The sequence below is a fragment of the Butyricicoccus sp. AM27-36 genome (genome assembly GCF_003480945.1).
Taxonomy (GTDB): domain Bacteria; phylum Bacillota; class Clostridia; order Oscillospirales; family Butyricicoccaceae; genus Agathobaculum; species Agathobaculum butyriciproducens.
The window spans coordinates 7,838-27,292 of record NZ_QUJR01000010.1; the positions used below are offsets into that span (position 1 = coordinate 7,838).

At 46.4% G+C, this 19,455-nt stretch carries 19 protein-coding genes, 2 tRNA genes and 2 pseudogenes; 15 read left to right on the forward strand and 8 right to left on the reverse strand.

What is annotated here, in order from left to right; genetic code table 11:
• The first annotated feature begins 251 nt into the window (after positions 1–251).
• The 6 genes from DW724_RS15665 (at position 252) to DW724_RS12610 (ending at position 4,184) form a co-directional block, all read left to right on the forward strand.
• Positions 252–422 carry a hypothetical protein gene (locus DW724_RS15665; RefSeq protein ID WP_158580337.1) on the forward strand — a complete coding sequence of 57 codons (171 nt, stop codon included), beginning with the start codon at positions 252–254 and terminating at the stop codon, positions 420–422.
• A 166-nt stretch (positions 423–588) separates the two neighbouring features.
• Positions 589–1,815 (forward strand): cation:proton antiporter, encoded by a 1,227-nt coding sequence (locus DW724_RS12585; protein ID WP_118361131.1) that lies wholly within the window; start codon positions 589–591, stop codon positions 1,813–1,815.
• A gap of 343 nt (positions 1,816–2,158) precedes the next feature.
• A complete protein-coding gene (locus DW724_RS12595) occupies positions 2,159–2,998 on the forward strand; it encodes a hypothetical protein (RefSeq protein WP_118761722.1) in 840 nt (279 codons plus the stop codon).
• 17 nt (positions 2,999–3,015) lie between these two features.
• A complete protein-coding gene (locus DW724_RS12600; protein WP_118761723.1) occupies positions 3,016–3,366 on the forward strand; it encodes an arsenate reductase family protein in 351 nt (116 codons plus the stop codon).
• A 572-nt stretch (positions 3,367–3,938) separates the two neighbouring features.
• Positions 3,939–4,027: transfer RNA gene (locus DW724_RS12605), tRNA-Ser, on the forward strand.
• 66 nt (positions 4,028–4,093) lie between these two features.
• Positions 4,094–4,184, forward strand: a tRNA-Ser gene (locus tag DW724_RS12610).
• Positions 4,185–4,297: 113 nt separating this feature from the next.
• Here the strand turns inward: DW724_RS12610 and DW724_RS12615 are convergent.
• From DW724_RS12615 to DW724_RS12625, 4 genes are all read right to left on the reverse strand, one after another.
• A complete protein-coding gene (locus tag DW724_RS12615) occupies positions 4,298–5,476 on the reverse strand; it encodes a tyrosine-type recombinase/integrase (protein ID WP_158580339.1) in 1,179 nt (392 codons plus the stop codon).
• A gap of 150 nt (positions 5,477–5,626) precedes the next feature.
• Complete coding sequence (locus DW724_RS12620) at positions 5,627–5,821, reverse strand: helix-turn-helix domain-containing protein (protein WP_118361125.1); 195 nt, start codon at positions 5,819–5,821, stop codon at positions 5,627–5,629.
• 138 nt (positions 5,822–5,959) lie between these two features.
• Positions 5,960–6,121, reverse strand: a complete 162-nt coding sequence (locus DW724_RS15670; RefSeq protein WP_158580341.1) for a hypothetical protein — start codon at positions 6,119–6,121, stop codon at positions 5,960–5,962.
• 13 nt (positions 6,122–6,134) lie between these two features.
• Entirely contained in the window at positions 6,135–7,817 is a 1,683-nt protein-coding gene (locus DW724_RS12625; RefSeq protein WP_147358664.1) for a DNA primase family protein, read from the reverse strand.
• 206 nt (positions 7,818–8,023) lie between these two features.
• On the opposite strand from DW724_RS12625, the gene DW724_RS12630 reads away from it, so the two are divergent.
• From DW724_RS12630 to DW724_RS12645, 4 genes are all read left to right on the forward strand, one after another.
• Complete coding sequence (locus tag DW724_RS12630) at positions 8,024–8,875, forward strand: helix-turn-helix domain-containing protein (RefSeq protein ID WP_118761726.1); 852 nt, start codon at positions 8,024–8,026, stop codon at positions 8,873–8,875.
• A gap of 267 nt (positions 8,876–9,142) precedes the next feature.
• Positions 9,143–10,234, forward strand: coding sequence for an amidoligase family protein (locus tag DW724_RS12635; RefSeq protein WP_118761727.1), 1,092 nt, complete (start codon positions 9,143–9,145; stop codon positions 10,232–10,234).
• A 2-nt stretch (positions 10,235–10,236) separates the two neighbouring features.
• The gene (locus DW724_RS12640; RefSeq protein WP_118761728.1) at positions 10,237–11,175 is read left to right on the forward strand and encodes a class II glutamine amidotransferase; all 939 of its coding nucleotides are present in this window, start codon (positions 10,237–10,239) and stop codon (positions 11,173–11,175) included.
• Between the two features lie 235 nt (positions 11,176–11,410).
• Positions 11,411–11,968, forward strand: a complete 558-nt coding sequence (locus DW724_RS12645; RefSeq protein ID WP_118761729.1) for a recombinase family protein — start codon at positions 11,411–11,413, stop codon at positions 11,966–11,968.
• Here DW724_RS12645 and DW724_RS12650 read toward each other — a convergent pair.
• Positions 11,960–12,382 (reverse strand): helix-turn-helix transcriptional regulator, encoded by a 423-nt coding sequence (locus tag DW724_RS12650; RefSeq protein ID WP_147358665.1) that lies wholly within the window; start codon positions 12,380–12,382, stop codon positions 11,960–11,962. The genes DW724_RS12645 and DW724_RS12650 overlap by 9 nt on opposite strands.
• Before the next feature lie 118 nt (positions 12,383–12,500).
• Here DW724_RS12650 and DW724_RS12655 point away from each other — a divergent pair, with 118 nt between their 5' ends.
• From DW724_RS12655 to DW724_RS12660, 3 genes and pseudogenes are all read left to right on the forward strand, one after another.
• Positions 12,501–12,698: a hypothetical protein gene (locus tag DW724_RS12655; protein WP_118761731.1), complete on the forward strand. Its 198-nt coding sequence runs from the start codon at positions 12,501–12,503 to the stop codon at positions 12,696–12,698.
• 39 nt (positions 12,699–12,737) lie between these two features.
• Positions 12,738–12,992: pseudogene (locus DW724_RS16255) on the forward strand (phage integrase SAM-like domain-containing protein); the annotation flags it as partial.
• Between the two features lie 39 nt (positions 12,993–13,031).
• Positions 13,032–13,721, forward strand: a complete 690-nt coding sequence (locus DW724_RS12660; protein ID WP_442861285.1) for a site-specific integrase — start codon at positions 13,032–13,034, stop codon at positions 13,719–13,721.
• 50 nt (positions 13,722–13,771) lie between these two features.
• Here DW724_RS12660 and DW724_RS15470 read toward each other — a convergent pair whose 3' ends face one another.
• Positions 13,772–15,451, reverse strand: a complete 1,680-nt coding sequence (locus DW724_RS15470) for a hypothetical protein (protein WP_147358666.1) — start codon at positions 15,449–15,451, stop codon at positions 13,772–13,774.
• A gap of 83 nt (positions 15,452–15,534) precedes the next feature.
• Between DW724_RS15470 and DW724_RS12670 the strand changes: the two are divergent.
• Positions 15,535–16,596, forward strand: a pseudogene (locus DW724_RS12670) (DinB/UmuC family translesion DNA polymerase); the annotation flags it as partial.
• 583 nt (positions 16,597–17,179) lie between these two features.
• Positions 17,180–17,437: a DUF6061 family protein gene (locus tag DW724_RS12675; RefSeq protein ID WP_009321643.1), complete on the forward strand. Its 258-nt coding sequence runs from the start codon at positions 17,180–17,182 to the stop codon at positions 17,435–17,437.
• A 133-nt stretch (positions 17,438–17,570) separates the two neighbouring features.
• Here the strand turns inward: DW724_RS12675 and DW724_RS12680 are convergent, their stop codons facing one another.
• On the reverse strand, positions 17,571–18,890 hold the full coding sequence (locus DW724_RS12680) for an MATE family efflux transporter (protein WP_002595210.1): 1,320 nt from the start codon (positions 18,888–18,890) through the stop codon (positions 17,571–17,573).
• On the reverse strand, positions 18,880–19,338 hold the full coding sequence (locus DW724_RS12685) for a MarR family transcriptional regulator (protein ID WP_059027074.1): 459 nt from the start codon (positions 19,336–19,338) through the stop codon (positions 18,880–18,882). Before DW724_RS12685 ends, DW724_RS12680 begins: the two co-directional genes overlap by 11 nt.
• Positions 19,339–19,455 lie beyond the last annotated feature (117 nt).

Sequence of the window (19,455 nt, forward strand, 5' to 3'; positions counted from 1 at the left end):
CCTCTAAGAGAAAGGGGAGATACACAAGAGGGTGGAAACCGCAGGTGTCTACCCTCTTGTGCGCCCGCGCGGCGTCAGCGCACATTTCGTTCGCTTCTCAAGCGGCGGCTATATCTATATATAATAGGAATAGGCGAAGAAAAAAACACTTGAAATTTCCACACAATATGATATAATGGAAAAACTGAAATTTCAATGCCTTGCAAGCTTATGCTCGCAAGGCGTTCTTTTTTTGCCTTGCGGCATAGACGGTGCAGAAAAAACAATCCAAGTTAGACGAGTTAGGCTTTCTGCTGGCGTATCCGCTGCGGATTTTCGTGGTCGGTTCGTTCTGCCGCGCCGCATTCCGCAGCCGCATGGGCGCGCGCACGCACGCGGCTGATGAGGAGGAACAGGCGATTTCGGAAGGATTTGCTGGATAATGTCAGAAAATAGCGAAACTGGCAGAGTGCACAGAGATCGAATGCGCTGTTTGGTAATTTCGTTCAAAATCACGGAGCAAAAATTGAAATCTTAGCTGGTTCTTTGCGCGAAAAAGAGTATAATATTCTATGCAAAAGGTTATCACATTAAGAAAGGGTGGGAACAATGTCATATGACTTTCTGTTGACGATTGCGATCATCATGTTGTTCACAAAGGTATTCGGCCTTACTTCGGAGCGCGTGCATATGCCGCAGGTTGTCGGTGCACTGATTGCCGGTGTGTTGGTTGGCCCGAGCTGCCTCGGCTGGGTAGGCGAGACCGATTTTCTGGTAAAGGCCGCTGAGATCGGTGTAATCATCCTGATGTTTAACGCAGGTATGGATACTGATCTGGACGAGCTGAAAACCACCGGTTTTGCATCCTTCGTTATTGCGCTGATCGGTGTTATCGTGCCGCTGATCGGTGGTGTTGCATGCTATCTGGCGTTCGACAATGATCCGACCGACCCGATGAACATGCTGAAGGCTGCTTTCATCGGTGTCGTTCTGACCGCTACCTCGGTTTCGATCACCGTCGAGACCCTGCGTGAGATGGGCAAGCTGAAAAGTAAAGTCGGTACGGCAATCCTCGGCGCGGCTGTAATCGACGATATCCTCGGCATCGTCGTTCTGACCGTCCTGACCGCACTGACCGATCCGACTGTAAAGCCGGTTCTGGTGCTCGGCCGCATCGTTGCGTTCTTCGGTTTTGTGCTGGTTGTTGGTATCGTTATGTACCGCGTATTCCTCAAGATGGAGGAGAAGTGGCATCGTCATCGCCGTATCGCGATCTATGCGGTTGCATTTGCGTTCCTGATGAGTTACGTTGCGGAGCGTTACTTCGGTATTGCAGATATTACCGGTGCATACTTCGCAGGCATCGTAATGTGCCGTCTGTCCTCTGCGCGTGACTATGTTGCAAGCAAGACCAACGTGCTCGGCTACATGCTGTTCTCTCCGCTGTTCTTCGCTTCCATCGGTATTAAGACCAACCTGGAAGGTCTGACCAGCACCATGGCGATCTTCGCAGTGGTACTGACCATCGTTGCAATCCTGACCAAGATCATCGGCTGTGGTCTCGGTGCCCGCGTCATGGGCTTCCAGACCTATGATGCATTCTCCATCGGTCTGGGCATGGTATCTCGCGGTGAGGTTGCACTGATCGTAGCACAGAAGGGCGAGCAGGCCGGTCTGATCGACCCGCACATGTTCCCGCCGATCGTACTGGTCGTTATCGTTACTACGCTGGTAACGCCGATTCTGCTTAAGCTCGGCATGAGCAAGCAGACTCCGGCAAACACGGAGTTCAATGCACAGGAAAAGGTGCAGATGCCCAAGGTAAGCCAGCACTGATTGCTGTCGCGGAACCATGGTTCCGCCGGCAAGCAGGAACGGACCGCAGGCTGTTCCAAAGTTGTCCGAAAGTTCCCGTACGGAAATTTTCTCCCTCTCAAAGTCAAAAATCCTGCGCTATCCTTGCGCGGTTTCTCGGCCGCGCTGCGCCGGTACATGCTCCTGGATTTTTGGAATTTGCACGGCAAATTCTATTGAACACGCGCAATGCGCGAAACAACCGTCTGTTTTGAACAGGCGGTTGTTTTTATATGCAAATATCAATTATTCGCTGTATTGAAGCCTTGCGGCAAGTATGCTATAATAGTAGCGTTTAATACTATCTCTTAATGGAGGAAACAACATGAAAGCAACGAAGCTTCTGCCGATTCTGGCGGTCGTGCTGTGCGTTCCGGGGATTGCGCTGCGCGCGCTGCACCTGCTGAACGGTTTTGACGTAAGCACCGGCTTGCCGACGGCAGGCGATAAATGGATCTGGTTCGTGATCGCGCTGTTCGCTATCAGTGCAATCGTATATGCTGTGCTGGCGCTGCCGCTTAAGACGCGCAATAGGGTACCGTTTGAGCAGCTGCTCGGCACGAAAGAGGCGCTGTTCCGCATGGCAGCTGTCGTTGCGGGACTGATTGTAGCGGCGGGCAGTCTGGGTTACCTGTATCTGACCATCACCACGGTAGAGCAGGACGCGGCTGCATGGGCGCGCGTTCTGGAGATCGTCTACGCGATCATGGGCGTGCTGACCGGCGGCTGCATGATCGGTCTGGCCAAGGCACAGGGCGTACAGATGACGGAAAAGAGCGCCGCAATGACGCTCGTACCGCTGTTCTGGAGCTGCCTGCATCTGCTGGTCAACTACCGCATGACCTGCACCGATCCGAAGCTGGCGTCGTTCGGCTTTGGTCTGGTTGCCGATGTGATGATTGTGTTGGCGTTTTATGAGCTGGCGCGTCTGCTGTTTGGCAAGCCGGCTCCGGCTATGCTGGCGTTCTTTGCCGCAGTGGCGGTCACCATGTCGGTGTCGGATATCGGCGGCTACGGTCTGGCTATGCTGATGGGCATCCCGTCCATGTGGTCGATCAAAATGGTGCTGCGCGGCATTCTGGGTGCAGCAGCGTGCGTTATGTTGGCTGCTGAGCTGTTCTGCCTGTGTCGCTCGGACGCAGCGCAGACGGCAGCCGAGGATTAACAGAGGAGGACAACGAAATGCTGTTTGTATGCTATCCCAAGTGCTCGACCTGCCAGAAGGCGAAGGCGTGGCTGCAGGAGCGCGGCGTGGCGTTTGACGAGCGTGATATCAAGCAGGACAATCCGACCGAGCAGGAGCTGCGTGCGTGGCACGAAAAGAGCGGTCTGCCGCTTAAGCGGTTCTTTAATACGAGCGGCCTGCAGTATAAGGCGCTGGGGCTCAAGGACAAGCTGCCGGCCATGACCGAGGACGAGCAGTATGCGCTGCTCGCGACCGATGGCATGCTGGTCAAGCGCCCGCTGATCATCGGAGAGGACTTTGCTCTTCCGGGTTTTAAGGTAAAAGAGTGGGAAGAAAAGCTGAAATAAGGCACAAAAACAGACGAACCCTTGTGGTTCGGCTGTTTTTTTGTTGGCAATATGAGTTAAGAGTGGAGAGTTAGGAGTGAGGAGTTGGAAATTGAGAATTGAAAATGGAGAATTAAGAGTGGAGAGATTTAACACCGAGCAGTGATTATACCCGCAGGAAATGGATAATCTGCACAAACCAACGAGTTGCGCGGCACTGTCATACTTCAGAGTACCTTCTCTTGCACTTCGGGCAATTCACCTTGTGCCGCGCCTGCGTAGAGTAGCCGACCTGTGTAGCAGTACGGTAAGCGAAATGCGAATATGCGGATACAACGCGGAAGAAAAAATCCTCTGCCGTACTCCTTTTCCTGCTTACGCAGTCTACCATCTGCACCCAAGGTAGGCTACCAAGGGAAACGGGTGTTCAAAGAGGGTAGAAACCGCCGGTGTCGACCCTCTTTGCTCCCGCGGCGAGCGTCGCATCTCTGCATGAAATTGTGATAAGAAAAAAGTGAGAACAAATGTTCACATATGTGTTGACAAACACGAGGATCTGGTGTAAAATATATCTTGCTTATCGGGCAAGATACGGAACGGTATCGAAGTGGTCATAACGAGGCGGTCTTGAAAACCGTTTGTCCGAAAGGGCGCGTGGGTTCGAATCCCACCCGTTCCGCCAATCACGAGATTGCGCGCGGAGGGTTCGATCGAGAATAACTCCGCGCACAACTCAATACCTTGACATGGAGACATACCCAAGCTGGTGAAGGGGCTCCCCTGCTAAGGGAGTAGGTCGAGAAATCGGCGCGAGAGTTCAAATCTCTCTGTCTCCGCCATGAAAGCTGCACTTTTTATTACAAAAAGTGCAGCTTTTCTGTATTTATAAATGGTAAACGATAACTTTTAGAACGACTTAATTTTCCTTGACAGCAATCGTGACAGCAACGGGCTAATTTACGGCTCCCAGACTGGAGATCAGCTCCTCCATACGGGCGGCACTGCTGCGCTGCATTTGGTCACTGACATGAGCGTAGGTTTTCAGCGTAAACGAAGCCGTGCTGTGGCCTAAATTCGTCTGTACGGTCTTAATATCATCGCCGTTTTCCAGCGAAATCGTAGCGAATGAGTGGCGCAGAGAATGAAACGTATAATCCCCCATACCGCAGGAACGCAGCAGACGCTTGAGGTGCTTGTACACGGTCTGGTGGTTGAGTGCGCGGCCAAATTCATTGGTGAAAACCAGATCAAACGAATTGTTCCACAGCGGTCCGGCGGCTAAACGCTGACGCTGCTGCTTGGTGTGCTGCTTCTGCAAGGTAAGCATGGCGGTGTCAGCCAGAACAATGCGCCGCTGCTTGTTCTCTTTCGGAGCAATGAGCGCATAGCTGTAATCGCCCTTCTTGCATTTTTGCTGGAGCTGCTGACGTACAACAAGGCTGTTCTGCTTCCAGTCAATGTCAGCCCAGCGCAAGCCGAGAATTTCGGATTGGCGCATACCGGAGAAAATATCGAGGAAGAACAGATAATAGAATTCATCCTTGCGGATCAGATCGAGAAACTGATTCAGCTCGGCAGAGGTGATCGCTTTGGCGCGGGTTTGCGTTACACGCGGCAGAGAGCAGAAGTCAGCAACATTGCGCTGTAAGATCTCATCGCGCTGTGCGGCGGTCAACAGGGCGTGCAGCGTGCCGAATACGGTGTGTACAGTCTTGGGGGCAAGTCCTTTACCGCCTGCGCATAAAGACGAAGCAAAGCGCTGTACCTCGCGGTGGGTGAGGTCGGTCAAACGGCGAGTACCCAGTGCGGGAAGAATATGCAGCCGAAGATTTTTCTCGTAACTGCGCTGTGTGGAATCGGTCAGCGTGGCAACATGAGTTGTCATGTATTCTGCGGCATATTCGGCTACCGTGATTTTACGCGGTTCCTGAAAGGTGCCGTTGTCAATACTGGAGGTTGCAGCACGCAGTTTCTCTGCGACTTCTTTCTGTGTTTTGCCGTAAATGGTATGACGACGAGGCTTTCCGGTTTCCGGATCGTATCCGGACACATACTGACCCTGCCAGCGGCCATCTTTCCGCTTGGTAATAGAGCCGCTTCCGGCTTCACGCTTTTTATTTTTTCGTGCCATAAGTAAAAGAATACTCCTTTCCGGCACATACAGTTCGATTGTATGTAAATAGTATAGCATAGGTATGCAAGTTTTGCACAAGCTGGGGATAAATGCTGTGCGTGAGATAAGCAGAGGGTAAGGTTTTAGACCTTGCCCTCTGCTGCATATTCAGGCGCTTTTCTTGGCGGCATCCTCTTTGAGCCATTGCATCAGCGCATCGTGCGTTACAAGCAGGCGGCGGCCTATTTTGAGTGTTGGGAAATCCTCGCGGTGAAAGAGCGCATAGGCAGCGCTACGGCTTATGCCGAGCAGTTCAGCCAGATCACGGGCGGATAAGGTGATACATTTTACTTGTGCTGTCATAGAATCAGACCTCCGTATTGCCTAAGTACTGCTGCATGAGCGACCGGACCGTGATAATACGGCCAAGCGGCAGTTCGAGTGGAATAGGAAGACCGGGTGCAATCTCTCTTAGGTGGTTCAGCGCATCGTGCTGTGCGTCTAAGTAAGAGCAATGTGAGATTTGACGTTTAGGAGAGCAGATGTACTTCTGAAACATTCGTTTGCCTGATCCCAGTTGTAGGCGATCATAACGGCATTGCTGCCCTTGAGAACATAGTAGCGGCCATTTTTGCTTTTATAGTTATTTTTATGCTTACCCATAATTTGTTTCTCCTTATTGGTTCGATAGTTTAATTCCAATGTACCCATTGTGGGTCTTGTCACCGATCCGTATTTTTTTCGGCTCGACTTTATTCGCAAGCTGGCTGCGCAGTATGCGCGAAAAGCGTGTCCGATCGGTTATGATCGGCAAGTCGTGTTTCACGCAATAGGCGGTGCAGGCTTCATGCAGGTCTTGTGTAGAAGTAAAGCTGTTGTCACCGGTCAGGATACAGCAATCATTTAGAAATGCAGCGATATTATGGTTCTCGGCCACAGGCGATGCATAGGACTGGGATAACAGTTGATCGACTAAAGCCTGTCCTGCAAAAATGTACTTGTCCGCAAGCAGACGGTGATATGCGTGGATTGCGCGGAGAAAGATGCCGTCCCGCTCGGCGAGGATTTTCTGCGTGAGTAGATGATCCTGCTGTTCCGTAGGGATAGAGAACCGAAAAGGTATCACCACCATGCGGGATAACAGCGCCGTATCTTCTTCGACCATCCGAATCGGAAAGTTCGATGCGAACACGAGATTGATCGCTGGTGCCATGGTTGCAAGCGGCTTATACTTTTCCTCCACTGTCATAAGATCGCGTCCTGTGATCTGTTTGAGCGTTGCAACGGCCTGTGCCGAGAGCGTACGATTAGGAAGATCACCGCAGATATTGAGCTTCTTTTCAATCAGGGCTGCACCGGAAAAACGATCGCCAAGACGGTAAAGATCAAGTGTGCTCACAGCTTCGGGATTGAACATAGAGCGCAGCAGCTCAAGCAGCACGCTTTTGCCGCTGTTGCTGACACCTTGCAGCAGGAAGAATACCTTACCATCGGTATCACAGGCAAAAATATAGCCGAGCATTTGCCAGATACGCATTTGCAGAGCGTAATCATTGCCGGTGATAAAACCTATAAAATTGTCAAAGTGCGGCGTACCATGGCACAGAGTAGGCAGCGATACATTCAGACAATGCGTGAAAAAGCAGGCAGGAGTATGTGGTGATATGGTGTTCGATACCATATCATAGATACCGTTCTGGATGCAGAGCAGCGAATGGTTGCCTGGTGGTTCAGCAAGCAGCTTGGAATTGCTGAGCAGGAAGACTTCGATGTCCTCGAAAACCCGCTTGCTGCTGTGTTTTTCGATGTCATCAGCACAGAGCGCGCGCATTAGGCGGCGTAGCTCACCAATCTGCAATAGGTGATACCAGCCGTTCGCATACCAGTAAATGTGCTCTTGGTAGATGCGGATTTTTCCAGTTGCGGCAATGTGGTTGGCGATAGTCGCGGCATTGGCCGCTTTGGGACGCTCTATTACGGGTGGACAAAAGGCTGTTTCCGTTGGCGCAGGCTGATTCTGTGGAATCGAAACTGCTGCCTGCTGTGCAGGTGCACAGGAAACTGGTGCCAGAGCGGGAACGGATATAGCCTTCTCGGGACTGTCTGTATTGTTGGCACACTCCTGTTGTGATATAGTAATATCAGAGGAATTGGAACAAAATGCAGACAGGACATTGTTCATCACATCTTCTGGCGATGCTGTCGGTGAATCGGCGGGTATTGCTTTGTTGCTTCCGAAGTTGATCGCATCAAAGAGGATGGGAATAGCGTATCCGTTTTTGTCCAGTGGGTAATTGTTTGATGTCGTAGGAATACCTCCTTGTTTTTGTACTTGTGAGGCCTCGATGACATAATACACTAAGTAGTAAGAAATACAAAATCTACGAAATCAGCAACAATTAGAGGTGTTTGTGAAAAGAGAACATTGTGGGTTAGCGCGAATTAGACATCAAAAGAGAATTTAGTTGTAATGAACTTTGTGAATCGCAAAATAGGAGAATAGAAATTCATATAAGTTTATGGATCAAAAACGAAAAAATTATTGACAGGAAGGAGAAAAATAGTATGTCTAATGAAAATAAAGTGCAAATAGAATGGGAGCAGTGTTGTGTAGCACAAAGACCTCGCAACATAAGTGGACAAACACCTATACAATGGGAAGTTAATCCGGAACTCTTTGGCAAGCGGTATCATGAGGAGCGAACAAAACATCGCCTTTCACATGAGCAGGTGAGAGAAAAGATTATGGATATGACGGGTGAAGATGTATCGGTGTCCTATTTACAGGAAATCGAGCAGGGGAAATGCAACAGCAGGGAATGGTGTCATTACCTTGCTAAGGTTTTTGATGTATGTCCGGAATATTTCGCAGGTGTGGTAGATTTTCGCTGGATTACAAGAGAAAAGGCTCATAATAGCGTTTACCCTGAGAAACAGACAGAAGAAAAGCTGATAAAGGCTATTTCGTTTGAAGATGAATTGCGGCCATCGTTGCAAGCGCAGGAAAAGTTTGTTGAGAATTTTGTTGAAGAACAAAATGAAATGACATGGCAAAAGTCAAAAGGTCAGCAATCAGAATCTATATATGCAGACGTTTTTTATCGTTTAGCATATGCAACTCCTGAAGAACAGAAAAATTTTATGGATCTCTGGGAATTACAAAAGCAATATGTGAAAAACAGAGAGAAGGATCAACGTAAAGAAGATGAATTGCGAAAAAGTTTGACAAAGAAATATACATTGCATAAGGAAAATCCTGAAATTGAAAAGCGTATAGGATATGCTTTTTATAAGTTAGCAAAAGAAAATGAAGGATTGTTTAAGGTTCTGTATGAAGTGGCATCAGATTCCAATAGCAGAGCGCAGTTTCAAACGATTATGATGAGAAATTATCAATACAAGGAGTGGAGCGATTAACTGTTAAAAGAAATGGTCTGTTCCGCGTTCTGCGTTCCGCATAGATACTTTTTCCACAGTGTATATTAAGAATAATAGTAATAATAAGTATAAGTGTAAAAAGTATACCGTCAGAACGCGGAACGCGGAACACAGAAGATTTCCCCCCCATTTATGTGTGCATAAATGGGGGATTTGTACTATTTCTGTAAATAAGCGTATTTTCAATTATATATTATCTCCATGAAGTATCAGCAACCCAACAAATACTGAATGGAGGAAACAAAAATGAAAGATACTCGAATTTGCGACAACTGTGGTGCAGAGCACCCGATCAGCAAGATGTTTGAGGTAGAGGGCGACTGGCTTTGCGAGGATTGCGCCGACCGTTTGGCCGTAGTCTGTGATCACTGCGGCGATCGCATCTATCAGGAAAGCGCCATTGAGGACGATCATCACACGCTCTGCGAGGGTTGCTTTGACGAGCACTATGTCCGCTGCCACGACTGCGGCTGCATCCTGCGCAGCTACGATGCTTACTTCGATGACGACGATCATTCCTATTGCTCGGACTGCTGGGACGGTCACGAAGGCGCGATTCACGACTACAACTATACACCTGATCTTGTGTTCCACGGCAAGGGCCTGCGGCACTTTGGCGTAGAGCTGGAAATTGACGAGGGCGGCACGGTGAACAGCAACGCACAGAAGTTGCTCGACATTGCCAACGCAAACGCCGAAAACTTGTACATCAAAACCGATGGCAGTCTGGATGAGGGTCTTGAACTTGTTACACATCCCATGACGCTGGAATACCACCTGAACGAAATGCCGTGGGAACAGGTACTCTGTAAAGCACAGCGCATGGGGTATCTCAGCCATGCCGCCGGCACCTGCGGCCTACACGTTCATATTTCGCGCTTGGCTTTTGGCTGTACTTACGAACAGCAGGAGGCCGCGATCGCCCGCCTGCTCTACTTTGTAGAGAAATTCTGGGCTGAGCTTCTGCGGTTCAGCCGCCGCACGCAGTCGCAGATGAATCGCTGGGCGGCACGGTATGGTATCCGTCTTACGCCGTCCGAGCAGATGAGCCACGCGAAGAACTCTTGCGCCGGACGTTACACGGCGGTCAACCTTACGAACTCTGACACCGTAGAAATCCGGATGTTCCGCGGAACCTTGAAGTTAAACACACTGAAAGCCACCTTGCAGATGGTAAATCATCTGGTCGAGGTGGCTGTTTCTTTGTCCGATTATCAGGTGCAGGACATGAGCTGGTTTGACTTCCTCGACGAAATCAAGGAACCGGAACTCATTCAGTATCTCAAGGAACGCCGCCTGTATGTCAATGAACCTGTCACCGCAAGCGAGGAGGAATGAGTATGTGCAGTCTGTTCGGCTTAATCGACTTCAAAGGTGTGCTCAACACCCATACGAAAAATAAAATTCTGAATACTCTTGCAAGAGAGTGTCAGGTGCGCGGCACGGATGCGACCGGCATCGCGTATAACTTCAACGGCCGTCTGCGCATTTATAAGCGCCCCCTTCCCGCTCGGAAAATGAAGATTCACATTCCGCACGGTGTAAACGTCGTGATGGGACACACCCGTATGACGACTCAGGGTAACGCGCAGTTTAACCAGAATAACCACCCGTTTCTCGGCAAAGTTGACGGAAACAGCTTCGCCCTCGCACATAACGGCGTTCTCTGGAATGATAAAGAACTACGCATGGGAGAAAATCTTCCGCTGACGAGCGTCGAAACAGATAGCTACGTTGCGGTGCAGCTTTTAGAGAAAAACAAGACCCTCGACTTTGACAGCCTTAAAGCTATGGCTGAAAAGGTCGAGGGTTCTTTTGTGTTTACCGTTTTGGATACAGACAATTCCATCTGGTTCGTAGTCGGAGATAATCCGCTGTGCATCATGTTCTATGATGGTTACTTGCTCTACGCTTCTACGAGGGATATTCTCTGCAAAACCATCAAGAAGTTAAAGCTGACCGCACCCTCTGACATTCTGGAGCCAAAGGAGGGTGAGATTTTGAAGATCGACCGAGCGGGACATATCACTACTAGCAGCTTTATGCCGAAAACCAGCTATGAACATTGGTGGCGACATTATCCATATTACCGCAGTTACTACGAGGACACGCCTGCGAACCACGATGATCTGTTCAGTGTAGCAAAGGCGTTCGGCATAACGGCGGATGAAATTCAGGCATTACTCGACTACGGCTGCTCCGAGGAAGAAATCGAGGAGATGCTCTACGATCCTACTCTGCTGCACGAAATGACCGGAGAACTGTTATACGCATACTAAGAGGGGAGGACGAACAACATGGGCTTATTCAGTGTAATCTGGGTACTCGGTGAAGTGCTGGAAGCATTGGACGAGTTACTCGATCTGACCGATGATGTGTAGTTTCAAAAACGCCTGACTTTTGGCACATTGCTTTTGAAACGAGTTTTGGCACAAAAACTGCCCTCGGAATACCACATTCCGAGGGCAAATTTTTTTGTTTCATAAACGAAGATTTTTGCAATAGGAGGACGATATGAAGCACTATAAATTCGGCTATGCCCGTGTCAGCACCGAACAGCAGAACCTTGCGCGGCAGCTCGATATGCTGTCGCAGTACGGCGTGGACTACATTTTCAATGAGAAAATGACGGGCACCAAACGCGACCGTCCGGAACTGAACAAACTGCTAGAGCGCATGATGGAGGGCGATACGGTAGTGATTGAGAGCCTGTCCCGCTTGGGCCGCAGCACAAAAGACTTGATCGAGCTGGTGGAGCTGTTCCGCGAACGTGGCGTGCATCTGGTCAGCCTGAAAGAGCAGATCGACACCTCCACACCGACGGGAAAGCTGCTGTTTACGCTGATGAGTGCCGTCGCGCAGTTCGAGCGCGATGTGATTGCCGAGCGCACCAAGGAGGGTTTGGATGCCGCCAGAGCACGCGGCCACATCGGCGGCAGACCGCGCACCAATGCACAAAAAGTCAAGCAGGCCGTGAAGCTCTATCATACCAAGCAGTACACCGTTCGGGAAATTGAGGAGCTGACTGGGGTGAAAAAGGCAACGCTGTATCGCAGCCTGCGCTCACTCTAACAACGGCTGGTTCTGTGCCTCCAATTTGGTATTGCACGCAATGATGCCGCATCGCTGGTACAGACACTCTATAATGACCACATCACGCGCGTTTCGCGGGTACAGCACAGCATGGCCTGCGGCTTTGAGAAGCGCCTGCGTTTCCTCTACCGTAAGCTGAAAGCCAAACGCAAGCTGTATCAGCTTGTCCCGTGTCGGTGTATAAGTACCGTCGAAAAGCTGGTAGCCATAGGTACGCGCCAAGCCTGCCGCACGGATTACTGCCGCCCTTGTCAGCTGTTTACGTTCCAGAAGGTCCGCTAACAGCTCCGGTACGGTTTTATTCTGCAACTCGTCAGCGTTCTCCTGAACAAAGGCTGCTGCATCTGGCTTGCTGCGCAGAATATCCATCAATTCGCCTGTGGTCTTTTCCATCTGTATCACCGTTTCTGTCATCTATTGATTCCCATTATAACACAGAACCTTTTCCGCTTAAAATCAAATTCTAATCTGATCTGAACTCATCAGTAAAACCGCATCGGAGGCATTACAGATGAACAACAATAAGAAGACTAAGAAAAAGCGTCACAACGGTGAGGGCAGTATCCGCCAGAAACCGAATGGACGCTATGAAGTCCGTATCTCCGGCCGAGATATGGAAACCGGTAAATCGACTCGTATTTCCAAGTACGCCGATACACTTGATGAAGCTGTTGATATACAACACGCTTTGAGTGTCGCTATGGTATAGACACCGCAGTATTTACAGAACAATACGACCGTAGGCGAGTGGCTGGATAACTGGCTGACGACTTATATGCAGCACACGCTCAAGCAGTCCACCTATAAGAGCTATGAAACCTATGTCCGCAAGCATTTCAAACCGTCGCTCGGCACTATCAAGCTGAAAGAGCTGACCCCGCGTACGCTCCAGATATTCTACAACTACAAGCAGGAGCAGGAGAACTTATCTCCCAAAACCATTTCCAATCTGAATATGTGCTTACATAAGGCTCTCGCACAGGCACAGTCAGAGGGACTGATTCTCTCCAATCCGTCCGGCAGTGTAAGCCTGCCGCCGCTCATCAAACCGCATATTGAGGTTTTGACCCGTGAACAGCAGGCCCGCTTGGTGCAGGCAAGCTATCAGTTCCGGTATGGCGTATTCGTGCGGATGACCTTGGTGACTGGCTTGCGATTGGGTGAGGTCGTCGGCCTGCGCTGGTGCGATATTGATTTCTATACGAATATGCTTCATGTCAACCAGACGCTCAATCGCTTACAGCGCTATGATGATGACGAGGCCGACAGCAAAACCGAGATCGTTACGCAGACACCGAAATCGCAGAACAGTATCCGCAGTATCTCTATGCTGCCCGAGCTAGTGATGGACCTCCAGAACTGGCGAACCGTGCAAATGCAGGATGCCGCCGCGCTAGGCACTGCCTACTTCGACAGCGGTCTGATTGCTACGCAGGAGAACGGCCTCTATGTCGAGCCTCGCCTTATGCGCGAATATTACCAGAAGATGCTTGCTGCGGCCAATCTGCCAAACTACAATTTTCATGCACTGCGGCACACCTTTGCGACCCGTGCAATGGAGCAGGGCATGGATGCGAAAACGCTTTCGATCCTGCTGGGACATTATTCTGTTGGATTTACGCTGGATACTTATGCTCATGTGCTGACTGACCAGAAATGGACTGCGATGCAAACGATGGCGAATATGTATAATATGGAGCCGCCGCTGCGTCAGCCGATCCAGTTCTTTTGAGAGAGAAATAAAGCTGCCCGAGCGGGCAGCTTTATTTTTTTGCCTAAATCTTATAGTAATTTCTTCAGCAATCGATCCATCTTTTCATACTGTCCTGCAGAATCTATTCTTTCTATTAAGGGGAATATTTCTATAAATGGATAGATTTCAGTGCCTAATATTTGCTTATCATATGCTGTTTGCAGTCGTTCCTTAGACTTGCATTTACCATACATAATACAAAGACCGCATACTAATTCATTTTCCTCGATTGGACTAATTGAAAATAAATACTTAAACACCAAATCTTTTACATAATAGCGTCGTACACTACTATAATCACTAAATTTTGCATCTACGATCATATATTGGGAATCGCCATTTTCTTCAATTTTAATCAGAAAATCTGGCACATAGTAATGACCGCCTTGCCTACAGTCATCTTCATTACCCGCATACACAGATATAGAATTATTTCTATACAACCCGATACCATTTACAGAGCGCTGATCTGTATCAAAAATTACAGGCTGATAATATAAAGTAATCCTTTTCTGACCATTTTTTAATACAAATGTATTTCGTACAGAAGTATTTTTGTATTTCCATCGTTTTGATACCGGATATACGCAACGTCTAGAAGACTCCAATGAATACCCTCTATCTCTGAAATAGCAAAGGAATTTCGCCAAAAGATAACTTTCATACAAAGCTGAAATTTTAATAAAGGAGAGCATAAAATGTTCTTTAGAAAAATTATATATTCCAAAACTAAACCATTGATGAATTCTAACGAATATTCGATTATATTGTGGAACGGAGAGAAAAATTGCAGTCGGTCTAGGGGGTACTATATGTTGATCTAGGGGGATACGAAGAATATCACTATACATTCCCCATAAATATGTAAATTTTTCAGACAATTTCTCCAACTGAGTCTTTCCATCTTCTATCATTTTTCTTGTTTCAGAAAACATAAAAAATGATGAATAAATGTACTCTGAGCTATAATCTTCATCATTGGGGATTTTACTTAATAGATTACAGCAATATCCTTGCAAAGATTGTACCGAATCAATCATATTCCTTAGAAATGCTAAAATCACTCTATTCTCATATATATCATATGAGCGTGTATTTTGAACAGTTTCTGTTTTCTGTGGTTGATACACACGATTTCCAATAAATATACCTTGCGTACTATTTACTTGCCGCAAGTACTCTGGATGCGTTGCTGTATATGACAGCGTTCCCTGCGTCACATATTGTATTCGCTCTAGTCTCTCAATTACAGACATCTTTTCCAACTTGAATCTGCTATTAGCTTTGAAATATCCATAACTACTCTCATATATAGCTGCAATCTCTTCTGCTAACAAAATCTGTGTCGCAAGACTACGGTACCCATTCTCTTTAAGCCCAGATGGTTTTTTCGGTTTGAGTTCTCCATTTAACAAAAGCCATTCTTGATTATTATAAACAAATCTAGCCATTGCTTCTACCGAATTATTAAGTTCCTCTCGTCGCACCAAAATCGGTAAATACTCTGAATTCAGCGTACATTCTTGTCCATCTACTAATATAAGCGTAATAGACAACTCCGCAAACCCATAACAATCTAGAAAAATTCGTCTATTGCTTATCCCTCGACTAGGAAAATAAATTCGTCCATTATTGTAAACAGAGGACTCAAGCACATCATTGACATATACACGAACATCAGCAATTCGGTTCAAATCTTCACAATTCAATCGCATTTCATAACTTAAATCAGCGAAAATTTTATTGTTATTGCCCGTAGAATTCTCTATAATATGCTCTAGTCCAGCTTGGCGATTATCTATCCACCTACAAACTTACCCCCAGAGAACTTGCAATGAAAATTATCCTGGATGTGATCGAGAATACCGGAATTACAGCCACCGCAGGTATTGGTACGAATCTTTATTTATGTAAAGTCGCAATGGATATCTTGGCAAAACATATCCCTGCGGATGAGAACGGCGTGCGCATCGCAGAGCTGGATGAGATGACCTACCGTCAAACCATGTGGTCGCACCAGCCACTCACCGATTTCTGGCGGGTTGGACGTGGATACGCCAAGAAGTTAGAGGCACACGGAATGTTTACCATGGGCGATGTTGCGCGAATGTCGGTATGCAATGAGGATCTTCTTTACCAGCTCTTTGGGAAAAACGCTGAGTTGTTGATTGACCATTCGTGGGGCTGGGAACCCTGTACCATCCAAGCGGTTAAGGCATATCATCCCAGTGAAAACAGCCTTGGTTCCGGTCAGGTCCTGCATTGCCCGTATTCCGCAGAAAGGGCTCGGTTGGTGCTGAGAGAAATGGCAGAGCAACTGGCACTGGATTTGGTGAGTAAGAAGCTGATGACCGACCAGATTGTTCTGACGGTCGGCTATGACATTGAGAACCTAACTGATCCGGCACGGCGAAATCGTTATCATGGCCCAATAGTCAAGGATCACTATGGCCGCGAGGTTCCAAAGCACGCCCATGGAACCGAGCGCCTGAACGATTATACCTCCTCTACAAAGAAAATCATGGGGGCAGCTACAGCGCTCTTTGATCGTATTGTGAATACCGACCTCATGGTGCGGCGACTTAACATCGTTGCGGGTCGGGTGATTTCAGAGAGTGAGGCGATGACCAGAGAGGGCGAATTTGAGCAGATGGATCTGTTCACCGATTATGCTGCCGTTGAGGCTCGTCGAAAACAAGAGCAAGCAGAACTGGATCGGGAGCGAAAAATGCAGGAGGTTATGCTCACTATTAAGAAGATGGTGCCCATACGAACTATGAATTATCGGCGCATAGACCGCACGGTTGCAGGACATATTCGACCCATCCGTTACATCTGTACCCTCAGTCTGTGAGGGGGAACATCGTATAGGAGAAGGCGGCAGCGGGATGAATCTGCTGTGGCTGCAGATAAACTTTGCGCGCTTCCAAGCTGAGGAGTTTACACTGAATTTGGGATGGCCGCTATGCCCGTGTCAGCCTGCCCAGTGGAAACTTCAGCAGCACACACGCTTCTGTAACGGCTGTGTCGGCTGACAGAAGCGTGGAATGGGCTGGAACTTTAATCAGTTTTTGTGGATACAGTGGTCAAAACATCCATAGACTCCCTTGAGCCGCTGGCGGCTCAAGGGAGTTTTTTACGATAAATTCAGATTCCTCGATAAATCTCGATTGAGATTTCACCTGTTTTAAGAAATTTAATAACTGTTATATTTTATTATTAAATTCTTCGCAACCCCTTGAAAACACTGGATTTGTCGCAGGTGAGCTTTCCCTTATTATTTCCCTTGTGTTATATCGTCCCATCAGTGTTTATGCACTCTGATAAGGGCAAATACAAGGGCAAGAAAAATCTATAAGACAGTATAACACAAAATAAAAGTGACATGGTGAACTGATTGAAATGCTTCTTAATTTTTGCTACTACTGATTGATTAAATGATAAGGAGATGGGATACGATGAGAACAATATTTGCAGAATACAATCCACAGTGCAACAGCATTGATGTATATACTAATACGGGCTATATACTCCGTATTGATTGTTGGGAAGCAGAAAAAAATTTAAGAACCACACCTGGATCTGATTGTGCTTTGACATCGCTTGCAATCGATGAGCCATTAGAATATGCAAGGTTATATCTTGATGGGAATTTACAGATGTGGGTAGATGCTGAAGATTCATTAGAGTTATGATTATTCCAATCAAAATCTACTAGAATTTATTAAAAATTAGCTTCATAATTTTAAAAGGACAGCCCTATTTCTATGAGGCTGTCCTTAAAAATACAATAGATAAACCTAGATTATTCTTGCTACTATCTGATTGTTAAATTTTCTGTATTCCATATTGCAAATCTCCCTTTTCGCAATATTTTATTAGTATGAATGCCAGAATCGCTGAAAAAACACGTGCCAATACCGTACTCCACCATATCATAATCTGTCCACCAAATAAAGGTGGTAAAACAAGCATAAATATCAGCATCAATACTGGTTCAATGAATGTAAGAATGTATGACAATCCACTTTTTTCAGTAGCATAAAATCCAGCTGTCGCTATTCTGGTAATCGCAACAAATGGTAATGACACTAAAAATATAGGTACAATTTTAGAAATCTCAATACTTACTTCATAAGAAGCTCCGAAAACCCCTCCAATATTTGCTCTGTTTACATACATGATAATTCCACCACAAACAGCAAGAATTATTGCAAAAATGTATGCCATTCTCTGAACTCCTCTCAGGCTTTCTTGATCCTTCTCACCATAAAAACGGCTCATTAAAGGTTGACTTCCATCACCTACGCCCTGCAATATGAGATATATGATACAGATAATATAGGATACACATGCATAAGTTGCAATAGCTTTTTCTCCCCCATAAGAAGCGGAGAATCGGTTTATAAACACCAATGAAATATTAGGAGTCAATGCTAGCCCAAATGGTGCAAGACCTACTCTGAATATAGCGCCACACATTTCTTTTACATTTTTTAAGGATACATACACATAAAACTTTTTATTATATAATGCGTATATGATTGCAATTGCTGCAGTCACACCCTGTCCGGCTATTGTAGCTGTGGCTGCACCTTTCATGCCCATTTCATATATCCATACAAAGATAAAATCCAGAACAATATTGGTTATGAATCCACCAACCATCGCAAACATTGACCAGAAAGAGTTTCCATAATTTCTAATGAATGGCATCATTCCAGTTCCAAGAATCTGCAATATTGCTCCAAGTGCTATAATTTTGATATAATCTGTCGCATTTGTTAATATAATTCCATCTGCTCCAAGCAATCCTAAAATTTTAGACGAAAAGGAGTAAATAATTATGGTACTGATAACACTTACTATTACAAGAAGCCACCAGCTTGTAGCAATAAATTCTTCTGCCCGTTTTCCTTTCTTTTCTGCTGCATTAATTGAGTAATAAACAGCTCCTCCCATACCAATTCCTGTTCCAAGAGCCTGAATCAAAGCCTCAATCGGATATGCAATATTAATAGCCGAAAGTCCAGCATCTCCTATGGTATTGCCTACAAAATATCCATCCACTATCGCATATATTCCTGATAATGCAAATGCTATAATAGATGGAATAACATATTTAAAAAATAATGATTTATGATTCATTTTTCTTACAATCTCCTTCCTTGAAAAGTCTGATAAACAGCTCTGTATTATCATTAAGACTTTCTATATTCTCTAATCCCATTTTTTCGATTACATATATTTCTTTTGAGTGCCGTTTTTCTATGATATCTTTCGTATATTCCATTCCTGATTCTGTGAGGCATATCAGCTTATTTCTCTTGTCTGAATCATCAGATACCATATTGATGTATCCTTTTTTCTGAAAATCTTTTAGTATCGTATTTACCGTTTGCTTAGGTATATTCCATTCTTCACTTATCATTTTCTGCGTGCATCTTCCATTACTTTCATAAAATGAATATAAAGCAAAAACTCCATTTGAAGACAGTCCCTGATCCTTTGACCATTCCTCATACATTGCTGTACATTCTTTCCATAAAGCATAATATCGTTGCAACTGTATTATCATATTATTATCTTTTCTCATCTTTTTCCTCCTTAAATTAGTACGAATCCGGACTTTTATATTATAGTCCGAGTTCGTACTAATTGTCAAGATTTATTTATATACTTTTTCTTTATATAAACAATCAATAGTCCCTTA

Excerpts from the sequence above, each read along its gene's own strand:
- DW724_RS12675 (WP_009321643.1), top strand. The coding sequence starts at position 17,180 with ATGATAAGGAGATGGGATACGATGAGAACAATATTTGCAGAATACAAT.
- DW724_RS12620 (WP_118361125.1), bottom strand. The coding sequence starts at position 5,821 with ATGACAGCACAAGTAAAATGTATCACCTTATCCGCCCGTGATCTGGCT.
- DW724_RS12640 (WP_118761728.1), top strand. The coding sequence starts at position 10,237 with ATGTGCAGTCTGTTCGGCTTAATCGACTTCAAAGGTGTGCTCAACACC.
- DW724_RS12680 (WP_002595210.1), bottom strand. The coding sequence starts at position 18,890 with ATGAATCATAAATCATTATTTTTTAAATATGTTATTCCATCTATTATA.
- DW724_RS12650 (WP_147358665.1), bottom strand. The coding sequence starts at position 12,382 with ATGGAAAAGACCACAGGCGAATTGATGGATATTCTGCGCAGCAAGCCA.
- DW724_RS12655 (WP_118761731.1), top strand. The coding sequence starts at position 12,501 with ATGAACAACAATAAGAAGACTAAGAAAAAGCGTCACAACGGTGAGGGC.
- DW724_RS15670 (WP_158580341.1), bottom strand. The coding sequence starts at position 6,121 with ATGGGTAAGCATAAAAATAACTATAAAAGCAAAAATGGCCGCTACTAT.
- DW724_RS12645 (WP_118761729.1), top strand. The coding sequence starts at position 11,411 with ATGAAGCACTATAAATTCGGCTATGCCCGTGTCAGCACCGAACAGCAG.
- DW724_RS12630 (WP_118761726.1), top strand. The coding sequence starts at position 8,024 with ATGTCTAATGAAAATAAAGTGCAAATAGAATGGGAGCAGTGTTGTGTA.
- DW724_RS12685 (WP_059027074.1), bottom strand. The coding sequence starts at position 19,338 with ATGAGAAAAGATAATAATATGATAATACAGTTGCAACGATATTATGCT.
- DW724_RS12615 (WP_158580339.1), bottom strand. The coding sequence starts at position 5,476 with ATGGCACGAAAAAATAAAAAGCGTGAAGCCGGAAGCGGCTCTATTACC.
- DW724_RS12595 (WP_118761722.1), top strand. The coding sequence starts at position 2,159 with ATGAAAGCAACGAAGCTTCTGCCGATTCTGGCGGTCGTGCTGTGCGTT.
- DW724_RS12635 (WP_118761727.1), top strand. The coding sequence starts at position 9,143 with ATGAAAGATACTCGAATTTGCGACAACTGTGGTGCAGAGCACCCGATC.
- DW724_RS12585 (WP_118361131.1), top strand. The coding sequence starts at position 589 with ATGTCATATGACTTTCTGTTGACGATTGCGATCATCATGTTGTTCACA.
- DW724_RS12600 (WP_118761723.1), top strand. The coding sequence starts at position 3,016 with ATGCTGTTTGTATGCTATCCCAAGTGCTCGACCTGCCAGAAGGCGAAG.